The organism is Rothia mucilaginosa (genome assembly GCF_001548235.1).
Lineage (GTDB): Bacteria > Actinomycetota > Actinomycetes > Actinomycetales > Micrococcaceae > Rothia > Rothia mucilaginosa_B.
The window spans coordinates 130446-142462 of sequence record NZ_AP014938.1; the positions used below are offsets into that span (position 1 = coordinate 130446).

Sequence of the window (12017 nt, forward strand, 5' to 3'; positions counted from 1 at the left end):
TTTGTTACGGCAGCTAGCTGCGCGCTACGTGGTGCGGCGGCGGCGCGGACGAGGCTTCGCCGGGGCACGCTCAAAAAGCGCCACCGACTCCACATGATGCGTATTCGGGTACATATCAAACGCCCGAAGCTGCACCATGTCCCAACCCAACTCACGCAAAATACCGGTGTCACGACCCAGGGATGCCGGGTCGCACGCCACGTACAGAATACGCTTGGGGTCCAGCGCATCCAGGCGTTCCAGGGTGGTTCGGTTCGCACCCTCACGGGACGGGTCGAGGACCACCGCATCAATGGCGGGGATTTCACCAAACTCAAGGGCGGTCTTCAAATCCACCAGGTGGCGTGCCACGTCGCCGCGAATCACCTCAATGCGGGTGTTCGCCGAGTTCTCGGTGCGGGAGCAGCCATCCGGCGCGAAGTTCGAGCGCGCATCCTTATGGGTCACCGGGGAACCCTCAATGCTGACGACGGTACCCGTTGCACCCACAGCATCCGCGAGCGCGGCGGTGAACAGGCCCGCGCCGGCGTACAGGTCGAGGGTACATTCGCCTTCCTGGGGGCGGAGCATGGTGAGCATGGTTCCGACCATGGTGGAGGGGGCGGCGCGGTGAATCTGCCAGAAACCGCCGGCAGACACCTGGTAGCTGAATCGGCGGGAGCCGAAGGTGACTTCTTCGGTGACGGAGCGCAGGCCCGCGCCGAGTAGCTGGTCGCCTTCGGGTACGCGGCGGTAGGGGCTGTGGGAGGAGCCGGGGCGGCCGCGCTTGGGCTTGCCGTTGGAAGTGGGCTGCGGGGTGAAGAAGAGGGAAATCTTGCGCTTGGCGAGCAGTCCCCAGGCGTCGGATGCCTGCTGTTCGATGTCCTTGGCGACCTCTTCGATGGAGAAGCGCGGGTCGATAATGAACTGCAAGAGGACCCTGCCGCGGGAGGAGACGGTTGCCTCGACTTCGCGTACGCCGCGCAGGTTCAGCTTCTCAAGCTCTAGGTTGCGCAGTTCGGTGGCGGCGAGGGGAAAGTCGATGACCGGTACGGGCTGGGAGGCGCGGTAGGGGTGCATACCGATGCGCCAGGTGACGGCGGAGTTCTCCTTGCCGCTGCTCTTCTGGTTACTGGGCTCGTTACTGGGCTCGTCGCCGGGCTGGGTGCGGACCTTGGTCACGTTGTAGCGCACGCGGGTACGCCAGGACAGGCCCTCGTTGTTATCGCGCAGGGGCAGCTCTTCAACGATGAGGTTGGTCAGCAGCGGCGATTCGAGGGGCAGGCCGCCCAGTCGGTTGATTTGGGTGCGGACGATATCGGTCTTGTAGCGTCGCTGCTCAGCCAGGCTGATGTGGCCGTATTCCATACCGCCGAGCAGTTCGGGTACGCCGGTTGCTGCGGCGCGTTCCTCTTCGGTGGCGAGCGCATCCGCCTGGATCCAGGGGTGGGGGCGGCGCGCCAGGGAGGGTACGGGTACGGAGATGACGTCTGCGAAGTAGAAGCGGCGCTTGGGGCCGATTGCGGTGATGCGCACTTCTGCCTGTTCGCCGACGATGCCGTGACGCACGAAGATGACGCCCTGTTCGGTGCGCGCTACGAAGGCGCCACCGTGCGCGGGTGCCTCACAGGTGACGGTGAGGGTCTGCCCGACGCTGTATCCGTCTACGTTGTTGGAGGCGGCAGGCGTGGTAGCAGTGTGAGTCACAGCATTGTCTCCTAAAGAATCACTTAATGTGAACTATTTTACACCGGATTGTACCTTTACTCCGGTTCCGACGCCCCACAAGGGGCGCCTCATCAGTCGCAAAAGGCAAAGTCCAGGCGCTATGCGGGGTGCTCAAGCAAAGTTGCAGGGCAATTGACCGGGCTGGGCACCGAGCAATTATTTCTGGGCGCTAGGCAATTTTTCTGGGTACCGGGCAATTATTTCTAGGTACCAGGCGATTATTACGGCTGGCGTTTCTTCTCGCGCGCCACAGCGTCCGCCTCGTGCAGGCGACCGCGGTACACCGCGTGGCGGTTGCTCTGAATCAGCTCGCGGCCACCACCGGCTGAACGAGTAATCTTCGGGGCGACAGCTTCCGTTGGGCCTTCTGCTTCTACCGTTGATTCTTCGCTTTGTAAACGCTGATCAAAAATCTCATCATACACCTCATCCTCGTGCATCGCCCAGGGCACGGTCGCCGTCATGACGCCAGGCTCGTGCAAAAGCGCCTGCTTGAGGCGGCGCACCGTGCGGCGGTGCAGAATACGCTGCCACCAGTGCTTCACCACAAACTCCGGGAGGTACACCACCAAAATATCGCGCGGTGACTTCTTGCGGCGGCGGCGAACATACGAAACGAGAGCCTCCACCGTGTCACGGTACGGCGAATCAATCACCGACAGCGGCACCGGAATGCCCAGGGCATACCAGCGCTTCTTCACGACTTCCAGAGCGGCGCGGTCATTGTTGACCGTTAGCGCCTCAATCGTGGAGGGGCGGCCGGCACGCGCATACGAGAGGGCACGAACCGCCGGGCGGCGCACACGCTCCACGTACACGATGGCGTGCACACGCGAAGGCAGGGCCGCCACATCCGCAACGGATTCAGCGTTCAGGGGGATGTCCAGGGCGGCATCCACAGCATCGTAGTGGCGGCGAGTCACAACCATACCTCCAACCATCAGGGCAATCATTCCAAGGGAGAGCCACGCACCGGCGGCGAACTTCGTCACCACGACGATGACCAGCACCGCGGCGGTCACCATCACGCCCACCGCAGAGACCGCAATATCGCGCAGCAGGGCGCGGCGCGGCATCTGCGCCAGGGTAATGCGCAGCAGACGCATGCGGTAGCGCACCACCGCCAGCTGAACCAGCACCATCGACAGGCACATGCCCACGATGTACAGCTGAATCAGTGAGTACACGTCCGAGTTGAAAACGGTGGTGAGGAAAATTGAGAATGCCGACAGCGCCAGCACACCGTTCGCGTACAGGCCGCGCGAATCCACGCTGCGGAAGAACACCGGCAGGTACTGGTAGTCGGCCAGCGACGAAGCAATCACCGGGAAGCCCGTAAACGCCGTCAGCGAGGCAATAATCAGCACGCCCACCGTGGCGAATACCAGCAGCTGCGCGAAGAACGGCACGCCCTGATAAATTGCCAACGCCACCTGGTACAGCGCAGGTTTCTGGTGGAAGTACTCCCCCGGCGTGTGCCCGTCAATGAACAAGAAACGGGTCGTATCGTGCACCATGTGCACGCGGGTTGCCGCCGCAAAACCGAGCAGGCTCACCAGCAGGACCGAGGTGATCAGGCCCATCAGCATCATGGTGACCGCCGCGTTATATTTCTTCGGGCGGCGGAAATACTTCACCGAATTAGAAATCGTAGAAACACCCGAGAACGCCACCAAGCCGGCAGAGAAAGAACGCGCCAGAAGCAGCATCAGCGCCAGACCCTCCAGCGAATGGGTCTCGAGCTCGGGGGCAATCACGTAGGTCGCAGACTCAGCCAGTGGCAGAGTACCCGTGGCGGCACGAATCCAACCCACAATGAGGGTCGCTCCCAACAGTGCCAAGAAAACATACAGCGGCCAGTACGCAATCTTGCCCAGCAACTGCACGCCACGTAGCGCAAACAACGTCAGCGCAACAATGAGTAGCACCGCAATGTGCGTGCGCCAATCCTGAATCTGCGGATACAACGCCACCAAAAACGAGGACGCCGAAGACATAGACACCGCCACCGTGAGCATATAGTCCATCAGCGAGGATGCACCCATCACAATCGACGGCAGCGCACCCAGTTTGCGGTGCACCAGCTGAATATCGCCTTCAGAAGCAATCTGGTTGATGTTGTAGCGGTACGTGCCAATCACCAGCAGACCCACCATCGCCACACCCAAACCAATCCAGGGTGAAAAAGCGAGCGCAGATGCACCCGCAGCGGCAAGGGTCAGGATCATCTGGTCGGCTGCGTAGGCGACCGAAGAGATGCCGTCGGCACCGAAAAGAGGCAGGGCGTAGCGCTTCGGCAGCGCGACTGCCGAAAGATTTCGCGTGCTGACCGGCTGACCGGTCAGGGCGATGCGCATCCTATCCCAACGATTCCTCACGCTGTTAAGGCTATCGGTCGCGGCTTCAAAGCTCAATTTTATTCAGCCGAATAGTGGGCATTGCGAGCGGAATATCACGGGGCATCGGCGTGGAGGCTCACCCGCCCATTACACTGGTAGAGGTAGGCGGTAACGCCTTATCACCGTAAAACATCAACACTCGGAGGGATGTATGCCTCACTTCGTCATTATGGGTGCCGGACGCGTGGGCGTCATGTTGGCGCGCACTCTGGAAGCTTCGGGGCATACGGTCGCCGTCATTGACCAGGACGAACGTGCTTTCCAGCCGCTGCGTAAGGGCTTTGAGGGCCGCCTGGTTACCGGTGTTGGTTTTGATGAGGACACCCTCAAGCGTGCCGGTATTACCGAGGCGTACGCTTTTGCCGCGGTCTCTTCGGGCGATAACTCGAATATTATTGCCGCCCGTGTGGCGCGTGAAATGTTCAAGGTGAAGAACGTTGTGGCGCGTGTGTACGACCCGAACCGCGCCGAGTTCTTCCAGCGCATGGGTATTCCTACGGTGGCGTCGGTGCGTTGGTCCACCGACCAGGTGCTGCGCCGTCTGCTACCCGAGCAGGCGCTCAAGGGCGACTTCCGCGAACCCTCGGGCCGCCTCATGCTCACCGAAATTCCGCTCGACGACGGTTGGGCGGGTCACGCCCTGACCAGTATCGAACGTGCCGCCGGGGTGCGCATCGCCTACATCACCCGCTTTGGTGAGGGCATGCTCCCCCGCCCGGATTCCGCCTACCAGCAGGGCGATAGTGTGCACGTCATGATGCGCACCGACGACGTTGCGGACGTAACCCGTATTCTCTCCCGCCCGCCGCGCGTTGAAGACGAAGAAGTGGAGGCGAACTACGCCCCCGCCTCGGGCCACCGCAAGCACCCCCACGCCCCGAAGAAACCCGCCGAGCAGGCGCACAACGACGGCCCCGTTATCGAGCATGAATTCCACCTCGGTGACACTCCCCCGGAGCTGCCCGACCCCCTCGAACTCATCGGCCGCCATCGTGATTCCTCGAAAGGTGAGAAGTAAGTGAAGGTCCTCATTGTTGGTGCCGGTTCCGTGGGTGCCTCCATCGCTAAAGAGCTCATGATGAACGGCCACGACGTGACCATCATCGATTCCAAGCCCGAAGTCAAGAAGCGCGCCGATCTGCCCGGCGTGCGCTGGCATATTGGTGACGCCTGCGAACTGTCCGTACTGCGCCAGGTGCACCCGAACAAGGCGGACGTGGTCGTTGCCGCAACCGGTGACGATAAGGCAAACCTGATGGTCTCCCTGCTGGTGCGCAGTGAGTTTGGTGTGCCGCGCACCGTGGCGCGCGTGAACAACCCGCGTAATGAGTGGCTCTTTGATGATTCCTGGGGCGTGGACGTTGCCGTGTCCACCCCGCGTCTGATGACCGCCCTCGTTGAGGAAGCCGTGGAAGTCGGCGACGTGGTGCGCCTGCTGACCCTGCAGGCTGGCGGCGCGACCCTCGCCGAGTACACCGTGCCGGATGACCACCCCGTCATCGGTTACCGCGTGGATCACGTGCAGTGGCCCGTTGATACGGTGCTCACCGCGATCCTGCGTGACGGCGCGCCAATCCCGCCCAGTGCCGACGTGGCGATTGAGGGCGGCGACGAGCTGTTCTTCATCACGACCATTGCCGGTGAGGATCAGATCCGCGCACTGTTTGCATAGCACTGTTCGCATAGCGTTTATACGTAAGTTTTTGAGGAGGCGAAAGCCCCGGTCACGGGTACCGGGGCTTTCGCGTACTTCTATGAAGTTCTTCTACGTATGAAGTTGTGGAGTTAGCGGCTTTCTGAACCGTCAACTTCGGCAGTTTCGGCAGCCTCGGGGTCCTCGCTCACCAGCGCCTCCTCGGGAGCCGACACACGCCACGCCAGCCACACGCCCAAAGCGTACAGCGGCAGACCCATAATCAGGCGGGTCGCACCCAGCGCCTCCACATTATTCGCAAAATACAGGGGCACCTGCACGGCAAGGCGCAGCATCATCAGCACGGTAATAATCCAGGTCGCCAGCATGTACTGGCGCAGGCGCACCGGGTTCTGGCGCCAGCTCAGCGCCTCACCGCGAATCACCGCGAAAATCAGACCCATCAGCGGCCAACGCACCAGCATCGACAGCAGATACGCCAGAATGTACACGCCGTTCGTCCAGAAGCCCACCACAAAGTAGTCGCTCGCATTACCGGTACGGTACGCGGCAAACGCACAAATTGCCACGCCCACCAGGCCGGTCAGCGCACTCACCAGCTTAGAGCCCTGCACCAGGCGAATCAGCGTGAACACACCCGCCGCAGCCAACGCCGCAATCAGGGACAGGTTCAGTTCCTTCGTCACGGTGAACAACACCAGGAACGCCACAGCGGGCAGGGAGGATTCCACCAGGCCGCGCCAGCCGCCGATAGCGTGCAGAATATCCACATCACCGTTGGCAGTGCGGCGCATATTCGCACCCATGGAGGCGCTCAGGCTCTGCGCCAGCTGATTCTCCTCCTGCGCCGGGTCAGCAACCGGGCTAGATGCGGGGTTAGCGTTCGGATCGGGCTGGGTCGAAGACTGCTCAGCGCTCATGTTTTCCCTTCTCAGCAAAGAATTGCGGCACAATCTCATAGCGCGGGTTATAAATCACCGGCTGATGTGCCCTCACAGACACCACCCCGGAACAGCGTAACAACGCACCGGCAAGCACGCCGGGCACCATCCGCTGCCCCTGCCACTTCAGCAGCACCCTATCCCCCGGGTTGAACGGCGCATACGGCGGGAAAGACACCTCGTGAGGCTCCTGCACCGCCACGGTCGCCAAAGACGCCGTGTTCAGGTGGTGCTGCTTCTCGGGGTCCTCGGATTCCTCCTCGAAATCCTCACCGGGCGGCTCCACAATCGGCATACCAATCAGCGCCAGCGGACTCGACCACTGCAGGGGCTTCGACTTAGCCACCACCAGCTCGGCACGGTACATCGGCTTATCCTGCAGCGCAGGCAGCCATACCTGCTCCACGCGTCCGGCAAGGCGTACGCGAAAGCGCTCGGGGTACCCGGGAGCAAGAATCTGCTCCTCAGGAACCGCGAGCGCACTCGGGTAGTTCGAAAACTCAGGCATTAGCCAATCTCGGTAATCTCAGGGCCGCGGCGAGGCATCGGGCGCAGCTTGCTGTGCTCGTTCTCGGTTTCTTCCTCCACGGCGGGCTCTTCCTCAGCCGCAACGACCAGGTCGGCGGGCAGAGTCATGGGCAGCAGCTCGCGCGGCGGGCGCGGGTCGTCGCCACGGTCCACCACGACGGTGCGGAAGACTTCCTCCACGGAGGCGGCAGCCTTATCGTCACCGAGCACAGCCGCGCCAGAGATGACGCCGCGCAGGAACCAGCGGGGGCCGTCCACACCCACGAAGCGGGCGATGCGCTCGCCGGGCTGACCGTCCGGGGTGACGGCGGGCAGGCGGGTCAGCATCTCGGCACCGAATACGCCGGCGTAGATTTCGACGATGCCGCCCTGGGATGCGACGGACTCGGTCAGATCGTGACGGATGTCGTCCCAGATGCCGGTGGTGCGCGGTGCGGCGAATGCCTGCACCTGCAGGGTCGCGCCGTCGCGGGTGATGGTTGCGGCGATAACCGCGCCGGTTGCGTCGTCAGTTTCGAGGCGCAGGTTCATGCCGTCGAGCAGCTTGATACGCAGTGCACCCAGGTCGACGTAGTCTTCGAGGTCTTCGGCGGTGACTTCTTCAATGTCGTGCGGGCCGTTGACGCGGTCGTACTTGATGACCTCGGGAGAGTTCTCCTCTTCCTTCAGCTCCTCAACCTCGACGTTGGTCTCCTCAATCTCTTCGGCGACAGCCTTGTCGATGGCGGCCTTTTCAGCCTCCTCGGCGCGCTTCTTCTTACCAAATCCGAACATGGTATTCCTACTTTCACCGCACGCGGGGTGCGGGGGTTTCTTCTCTTCTCTCGTGCAGTTTTCGCGGTGAGAGCAGACTAGTGGATTCCGCTGGAGCCGAAGCCGCTGGAGCCGCGTTCGGTCTGATCCAGTTCGTCCACCACGGTAAAGGTTGCGTGCTCGTACTTCTGAATGATCAGCTGGGCAATGCGGTCGCCGCGCTGCACGTGGAAGGACTTGGTCTTGTCAGTGTTGAGCAGGGTGACCATCAGCTCGCCGCGGTAGCCGGAATCAACGGTGCCGGGTGCGTTAACAATGGTGATACCGTTCTTGGTTGCCAGGCCGGAGCGCGGGTGCACCAGACCAACGTAACCTTCGGGCAGGGCGATTGCCACGCCGGTGGGGACGAGGGCGCGTTCGCCCGGTTCCAGCTCGAAGTCGACGCGGGAGCGCAGGTCAGCGCCGGCGTCGCCGGGCTTTGCGTAGGCGGGTGCGGGCAGCTCGGGGTCGAGCAGCTTAATGTGGACGTTTACGGGGGTCATCATGGTCAATACTCTAACCTTTCGCGGGTGTCTGTGCCATTACCTCGCGCTGTGTTGAGGCTCTACTGCGGGGTGTTTTCGTTGTGTGTTCGCGTTCAGCACGCGCTGTGCCGCGTTGGATGCGACGCGGCGCTATTCTTGCGTGCGCGGCTTTCACATACTCAACGGGGCGGGTGCACTCGGCACTCGCCCCGTCATGAGGTGTATGTCGGGTGGGTGTTATCCCTTCCCTAAAGTTTTAGCCCTCGCACTCGATGCAGTAGGACAGGCCGCCCTCTTCGCGCGCAATCTGCGAGCGGTGGCGCACCAGGAAGCAGGATGCGCAGGTGAACTCGTCGTCCTGAGCGGGCAGAACAACAACGTTCAGCTCCTCGTTGGAGAGGTCAGCACCGGGCAGCTCGAAGCTTTCTGCTGCGCTGTTCTCGTCTTCATCCACCGCACCGGACTGCATCTCGGAACGGCGGGCGTTCAGCTCCTCGTAGGACTCTTCGTTCTGCTCTTCGTCCTGCTTGCGAGGTGCATCGTAATCAGTTGCCAAACTTTCACGCTCCGTTGGTTCTGTGGCTGTGTGTTGGGACTAGGCCACGCTGGTTTATTGAGTGCTCTAGGTGCCGCTGGTGTGTAATTAACCCTGACGGCATGCCAGGTATTGTTCACCATTGGCACCCTATTTGTCTAATCCTGGGTAGGCTTTGGACTGTTTAGGCGTCACATTCTAGCTTTTTCGGTGCGAAAAGTACATCTTTTTTTGGTGAAAATCCCGCCTCCGCTACTGATTTACCGCGCTTTCACGGTACCCTGGTAGGTAGTTTGCGTTCCGTGCAACACATTCACGAACGCGTCCGGTTCACCTATGGAGGTTCTCATGCTTGAACTGCGTCTGATTGGCGTTCACGATGACGGCGAAAATCTGGTGCTTGAGTCTGCTGACGGCACCCGCTTTTTGTTGCCGATTGACGCGAACCTGCGCACGAGCATCACCAAGGCTCGCCGTATTCAGCCCGCCCGCGGTCTGGGCGCTAAGGGCACCTACGGTCCGCGCGATATTCAGACCCGTTTCCGTCAGGGTGCCTCCGTTGAGGAAATCGCTGAAGAGTCCGGTTGGGAGCCGGAGCGCGTGCGCCGCTACGAGTGGCCGATTGTTGCTGAGCGTGCCCACATTATTCGTGCCGCTCAGAGCGTGAAGATTGGTCGCCGCAGCTCCGCTTCGGGTACCGCACAGATTCCCGTGACCCTGAGCGCCCGCATTGAGGAAGTCTCCGAGCGTTACGGTTTTGAGGACGCAACCCAGGACTGGACCACCCGCCAGCAGGAGAACGGCCAGTGGCGCGTTGAGGTTGATATTGCGCTGAAGGATTCGGTGCGTCAGAACCTGCCCGCGCAGGTCGTCTTCCCCGCACGTTGGGTGTACAACCCGGCGAACCAGGGCCTGTACGCGTCGAATGAGGCGGCGTACTTCCTGATGGGCAATAGTGAGGACGCTGTCGCCGCCGCCGCGAAGAAGGCTCCCGTGGAGGTTCCTCCCGCCCGCCTGCCCAAGGCACCCGAGCCCGCACCGGCACCCCTTACTTCCTCTGAGAGCGCTGACGAGCGTAAGCTCAAGGAGCTTCTGGAGCGCGCCCGCTCGGTGCGCCCGGCACAGGTTGAGGAGCCCGAGGTGTTCGTGCACCGCGAGCCCACTGAGCCTGTAGCACCGGCTGCGCCTGCGGCACCTGTTGCGTCTGCCCCGGTAGCACCTGCTGCACCCGAGCCCACCGTAGAAACCACCGACTCGCTGGCTGTGGATTCGGAAGCACCCGTTGACTCCGTTCCGGTCGAGTCCTTCACCCTGCCGGCACCCATCGAGGACGCACCCGCTGCTGAGGTTGCTGAGGCACCCGTTACTGAGGCGCCCGCTACTGAAGCACAGGCCGAGCCCCCCTCCGCCGCGCCTGCATCTGAGGAGAAGCCCAAGCCTTCCTCCTCGAAGAAGCAGCGCGTGAGCGTTCCGGCATGGGATGACATCATCTTCGGTAGCCGCAAGTAAGCGAGCGCCCTCGCGCGGCCCGATAGGGGCATCTAGGCGAGAGCATTTAGACAGTGCCATTTAGACATACGAAAACCGCTGGTTATTCACCCGAATAACCAGCGGTTTTCTGTATCTTCTCAGTCTGATCTTCTCAGCCTATGCCCTCTGACGCTTTAGAAGACTAGTACTTTAGAAAGTCTTGAGCATGCGCAACGGCACCAGACGCTCAGCGTCCGTCAGCGAACCGTGCTGACCAACCATGTGCAGGGCACGCTCCTGATAGTGGCGCATATCGTACAGCGCCCAGTCGTCGCGAGCGCACACCATCAAATCGCCGATGCGGCCGCGCGCCGCATCCGTAATGACCGGGCCAAAGTAGCCGGCACGCATCAGTTCGCGAGAGTCAATCACCCAGGCGCGCTCGCCCCAGTACTGCGCCCAACGCTGGGCGGTGGCGGTGCGTGCCGCCTCCGAAGTGTCTTCGAGGTACAGGTGCACGGCGCGCGGTTCACCGGCGGTCATTGCGATGTTGCGGGTCAGCTCCTCCACACCCGAGTAGTCGATGCGCTGATGCTCGGGCACGTTCACCATGCCGTGATCGGCGGTCACGAAGAGTGCCGCCCACGCCGGGGCGCGCTCCGCCAGACGCTTCAGCGCCGAGTTCAGCTCCTCCAGCTGCTGCAGCCATTCGTCACTGCCCACGCCGTAGCGATGGCCCGCCGCGTCAATCTCGCCCCAGTACAGGTACACGGTGGTCGGGGTGCGGCTGGAGAGCGCCTCCAGGGCGTAAGTGACGCGGGCGTTATAGCCGACGGCATCCACGAAGTCGCCGCCGCGCAACGCCGCCTCAGTCAGGCCGGTACCGCGGTACTTACCCAGCGAAATGGTGAGCACGCGGCGGTTCGTGTGGTGGCGTTCCAGCACGGTCGGCAGCGGCTGCCAGGCGTGCGGGTCCACCGACTGGTCCCAACCGGACAGGTGGTTCATGACCGAGCCCGCTCCCCCATTGCCCGCCGGGTTGCGCACCTCGTAACCGGCGATGCCGTGCGCGCCCGGTGCCGTACCGGTACCCAGCGAGGTCAAGGAGGCGGCGGTCGTGGTGGGGAACGCGGCGTCCAGCGGGCCCAGGTTCAGGGTCTTACGCAGGGCGGGCGCGTAGCCGCCGTAGCTGTTGATGAGCTGCTCGCCCAGACCGTCCACCATGACCACGCAGGCGTGACGGAAAGACGCCGGGTCAACATCCTGCTCCGCGAGGCGACCGGCAAGGTTCAGCGGGTCGGCAACGGAGTTGAACGCCGGGTCGGAGTCCAGGGCGTGCGCGGGGCGCGCCAGGCTTCGCTGAGCCACCAGAGAGGAGGCGGACTCCAGCACATCGGCGATGCTATTGCTGCCGTAGGCGGGTGCGGGAGGCAACGGCGCACCCAGAACATCGTGCAGAGTGGGCTGTTCGGTGCGGGACGGGGCCGTCATAGGTTCCTCTCGGGT

The 12017-nt window shown here is 62.5% G+C and carries 11 protein-coding genes; 3 read left to right on the forward strand and 8 right to left on the reverse strand.

Annotation, left to right across the window (positions count from 1 at the left end; all coding sequences use genetic code 11):
- Window positions 1-24: 24 nt before the first annotated feature.
- Both RM6536_RS00470 and RM6536_RS00475 read right to left on the reverse strand, forming a co-directional pair.
- Window positions 25-1686 (reverse strand): class I SAM-dependent RNA methyltransferase, encoded by a 1662-nt coding sequence (locus RM6536_RS00470; RefSeq protein ID WP_060823605.1) that lies wholly within the window; start codon window positions 1684-1686, stop codon window positions 25-27.
- Window positions 1687-1928: 242 nt separating this feature from the next.
- Window positions 1929-4064, reverse strand: a complete 2136-nt coding sequence (locus tag RM6536_RS00475) for an APC family permease (RefSeq protein ID WP_060823606.1) — start codon at window positions 4062-4064, stop codon at window positions 1929-1931.
- A gap of 193 nt (window positions 4065-4257) precedes the next feature.
- Between RM6536_RS00475 and RM6536_RS00480 the strand changes: the two genes are divergently transcribed.
- A complete protein-coding gene (locus tag RM6536_RS00480) occupies window positions 4258-5124 on the forward strand; it encodes a potassium channel family protein (protein ID WP_049337398.1) in 867 nt (288 codons plus the stop codon).
- Window positions 5125-5778 carry a potassium channel family protein gene (locus RM6536_RS00485; protein WP_005506372.1) on the forward strand — a complete coding sequence of 218 codons (654 nt, stop codon included), beginning with the start codon at window positions 5125-5127 and terminating at the stop codon, window positions 5776-5778. It abuts the gene before it with no gap.
- A gap of 113 nt (window positions 5779-5891) precedes the next feature.
- Here the strand turns inward: RM6536_RS00485 and RM6536_RS00490 are convergent, their stop codons facing one another.
- The 5 genes from RM6536_RS00490 to RM6536_RS00510 all read right to left on the reverse strand — a co-directional run bounded on the left by RM6536_RS00490 (window position 5892) and on the right by RM6536_RS00510 (window position 9062).
- On the reverse strand, window positions 5892-6680 hold the full coding sequence (locus RM6536_RS00490) for a DUF3159 domain-containing protein (protein WP_060823607.1): 789 nt from the start codon (window positions 6678-6680) through the stop codon (window positions 5892-5894).
- Window positions 6670-7209, reverse strand: a complete 540-nt coding sequence (locus RM6536_RS00495; protein WP_012903717.1) for a hypothetical protein — start codon at window positions 7207-7209, stop codon at window positions 6670-6672. The genes RM6536_RS00490 and RM6536_RS00495 overlap by 11 nt, the downstream gene beginning before the upstream one ends.
- The gene (locus RM6536_RS00500; RefSeq protein ID WP_060823608.1) at window positions 7209-8003 is read right to left on the reverse strand and encodes a DUF3710 domain-containing protein; all 795 of its coding nucleotides are present in this window, start codon (window positions 8001-8003) and stop codon (window positions 7209-7211) included. The genes RM6536_RS00495 and RM6536_RS00500 overlap by 1 nt, the downstream gene beginning before the upstream one ends.
- A gap of 77 nt (window positions 8004-8080) precedes the next feature.
- Window positions 8081-8527, reverse strand: a complete 447-nt coding sequence (dut, locus tag RM6536_RS00505; RefSeq protein WP_060823609.1) for a dUTP diphosphatase — start codon at window positions 8525-8527, stop codon at window positions 8081-8083.
- Window positions 8528-8762: 235 nt separating this feature from the next.
- On the reverse strand, window positions 8763-9062 hold the full coding sequence (locus RM6536_RS00510; protein WP_005506382.1) for a DUF4193 domain-containing protein: 300 nt from the start codon (window positions 9060-9062) through the stop codon (window positions 8763-8765).
- A gap of 327 nt (window positions 9063-9389) precedes the next feature.
- Between RM6536_RS00510 and sepH the strand changes: the two genes are divergently transcribed.
- The gene (gene sepH / locus RM6536_RS00515) at window positions 9390-10550 is read left to right on the forward strand and encodes a septation protein SepH (RefSeq protein WP_171840164.1); all 1161 of its coding nucleotides are present in this window, start codon (window positions 9390-9392) and stop codon (window positions 10548-10550) included.
- Between the two features lie 171 nt (window positions 10551-10721).
- Here sepH and RM6536_RS00520 read toward each other — a convergent pair whose 3' ends face one another.
- Entirely contained in the window at window positions 10722-12002 is a 1281-nt protein-coding gene (locus RM6536_RS00520) for an alkaline phosphatase family protein (protein WP_060823611.1), read from the reverse strand.
- Between the last annotated feature and the right edge of the window lie 15 nt (window positions 12003-12017).

Bases quoted from the DNA above. Each gene is read 5' to 3' on its own strand.
- RM6536_RS00520 (WP_060823611.1), bottom strand. From the start codon at position 12,002: ATGACGGCCCCGTCCCGCACCGAACAGCCCACTCTGCACGATGTTCTG.
- sepH (WP_171840164.1), top strand. From the start codon at position 9,390: ATGCTTGAACTGCGTCTGATTGGCGTTCACGATGACGGCGAAAATCTG.
- RM6536_RS00500 (WP_060823608.1), bottom strand. From the start codon at position 8,003: ATGTTCGGATTTGGTAAGAAGAAGCGCGCCGAGGAGGCTGAAAAGGCC.
- dut (WP_060823609.1), bottom strand. From the start codon at position 8,527: ATGATGACCCCCGTAAACGTCCACATTAAGCTGCTCGACCCCGAGCTG.
- RM6536_RS00490 (WP_060823607.1), bottom strand. From the start codon at position 6,680: ATGAGCGCTGAGCAGTCTTCGACCCAGCCCGATCCGAACGCTAACCCC.
- RM6536_RS00475 (WP_060823606.1), bottom strand. From the start codon at position 4,064: ATGCGCATCGCCCTGACCGGTCAGCCGGTCAGCACGCGAAATCTTTCG.
- RM6536_RS00480 (WP_049337398.1), top strand. From the start codon at position 4,258: ATGCCTCACTTCGTCATTATGGGTGCCGGACGCGTGGGCGTCATGTTG.
- RM6536_RS00495 (WP_012903717.1), bottom strand. From the start codon at position 7,209: ATGCCTGAGTTTTCGAACTACCCGAGTGCGCTCGCGGTTCCTGAGGAG.